This is a genomic window from Halorubrum sp. C191 (assembly GCF_002727095.1).
Lineage (GTDB): Archaea > Halobacteriota > Halobacteria > Halobacteriales > Haloferacaceae > Halorubrum > Halorubrum ezzemoulense.
Genome location: NZ_NHNZ01000135.1, coordinates 1 through 2,522, shown reverse-complemented (window position 1 = coordinate 2,522; position 2,522 = coordinate 1). Strand labels below are relative to the sequence as shown.

Annotated in this window: 1 protein-coding gene; it reads left to right on the top strand. The window is 55.1% G+C overall.

Translation table 11 applies throughout. From position 1 onward, the window contains the following. Positions 1–161 precede the first annotated feature (161 nt). On the top strand, positions 162–1,775 hold the full coding sequence (locus Z052_RS13530; protein ID WP_099289124.1) for a sensor histidine kinase: 1,614 nt from the start codon (positions 162–164) through the stop codon (positions 1,773–1,775). The last annotated feature ends 747 nt before the right edge of the window (positions 1,776–2,522 follow it).

The following is a 2,522-nucleotide window of genomic DNA, read 5'->3' as shown; positions in this document are numbered from 1 at the left end:
ACCACGCAGCCCCTTGTTCGTTGTAACGGTGAGCGACCGTCGCACTGATAGCCGAGATACCCACTGCGTTCCCGATAGATATTGCTGCGGCGATTCCAACGATCATGAGGCATCATACGCGGAGGAGGATGTCAATAGCAGGCGAGAATGTATGATGCCTCATGATCGTTGGAATCGCCGCAGCAATATCTATCGGGAACGCAGTGGGTATCTCGGCTATCAGTGCGACGGTCGCTCACCGTTACAACGAACCAGGGGCTGCGTGGTTCACAGGATACACTGCGCTGATCGGGGTCGGTCTCGGACTCGTCAGTGTCGGCATCCTCACCGATCTTATCTCAGTGACCGACTTTGGGGGTGCGGTCGGGCGGTGGCTGGCAGTTGTCTGGATCCTCCCCGCCGCTTTGTGGGCTATGTTTGCACTTCGGTACACGGGACGGTTCGTCTCGCTTTCGCTCAAGACGGGTGCGCTGATTGCGTTTCCGCTTTTGGTGCTTACTCTACAGGGTCTACTAACCGGAGTATCACTAGTGCCAACGCAGGTTCTCGGACTCCTTGGAATTACTACCCGTTATTACGCAGTGACGCTGGCTGTAGCCGGGATCGTGCTGGTGGTGCGAGCGACACGTCGGTATGACCACCTAACAGCATGGCAAGGAATTGCCTTTGCTGTGGCACCAGCGGCGATGTGGCTGTTCTGGAGCAATATTCCGTATATTGCTCAACTCGGTCAAGCAGCGGGAGGGGCCGCCTATGTGCTTGGCTCTCTCGGCGCGGTGGGTGGGCTTGGACTCGCGGTGTTTCGGTTCGACGCGTTCAAAAAATCCCCTGCCGTCGGCGTCGTCGGCGAACGGGATGTCGTAGACGAGACAGACGACTTGGTGCTAATAGCGGATGACGAGCACCGCGTGGTGCGAGCAAACGAGAGTGCGCGCACTGCGTCGGGGGACTCCGACCCGTCTACCGGCACCGTTACCGTCGAAGATACCGTCGGAACGAGTGTGGACGGGCTGCGAGCAACCGAGACGCTCGAACTCAATGTTGAGGGTACGTCAGCGAAGTTTGACCCGCAGGTGTCGACGGTACTCGACCAGCATGACCAGCAGTTGGGTACCGTGATCAGCCTCCGAGAAGTGACCGAACGAGAACTTCGCAAAGAACGACTCGCGGTGCTTAACAGGGTTCTGCGGCACAACCTACGTAATCAAATCGATGTCGTCAACGCTCATCTCGAGGCCATCGATAACGACCACGCGGACGCCGCAACTGAGGCGACCGATCGCATCACACACATGAGTAACCGCGCGCGGACGATCGACCGACTTCTCTCAGAGACGCACGAAAACGTCGCCGTCGATGTCGCCGAGCTGCTCCGCGGCACTGTGGCCGCCTACGACTCCTTGGTCGCTGTCGAAGCACCCGACTCGTTGATAATCTCGACAGACGGTGCCGCCCTCGAAGCGGCTATAGAAAGCGCCGTCGACAATGCGGTCACACACGCTACGAACGTGACAACGTCTCTCCGGCAGACGCCTGACGGATGCGAAATCCAGGTCACCGATGATGGCCCGGGAATTCCCGAGTCGGAACTATCTGCGCTCGAAACCAGCACTGAGACAGCACTACAACACGGCACGGGTCTGGGATTGTGGCAACTTACCTGGGCCGTCCGCACTCTTGACGGTACCGTCTCTTTCGACACGTCAAACGGCACCACCGTCACAATTACCATCTTTGACGCATCTTCAACTGGTGAGTCAGAGACTACTATTTAACAGGCACGCATAGAGAGTGGTTGGCCCGATCAGCGCACCCCGGGCTCTCTTGTAACAAGCTTGGCCCCATCCTCAGACAAACTTGCCCGAAAATATGTACAGTTGATAGTCGACCGACGCGGACGTCTCAGTGTGAGGTTGACGCTAGGTGGGTGCTGACTTCACGCTCTATATTCAGCAGTCAGTAGCAGCCTATATCACATATCGAATAGTTATTTCGCCAGGTTGGGCAAGAGCCATTTACAAATTGGCGGCTCTGTTGAAATCATATTCTTCAGACATAATATTATATGAAACAAATGGTCGATGAGAGCTGCGTACTGATCGCTTCAACGCATCGCGTCTAACGTCGTGGCCACTGCGATCGGTGTTAGAATTGTCAAAAACAACCACTGATGCTGATTCGTCCACTGTCGGACTCTTGTGGAGCGACGGCGTAAGAGGGCAATCGTACTGAACGAGAGAAGCCCAAGCACGCTGACTAGGTTCCCAGTAAGTCCCATCCAGAGCGCAACAGGGAGCGGAAGAACAGTCATAACGAGATCTGCTGTTCTTTCGAAGTCCATACTCTCAACTTTTAACATTCAAAAATATATCTACTGGTCTTGGAGAACAAATCACTCCATTGATATCCTCTGCTGTGCGACCCGTGAATTGCCTGTACTGACCGCGACTGGGTCAAAATATATCACTCGCTGAATATTTCAGCAGAGCCGAATTGGCCCACCATTAGGCGTATAAATCAGT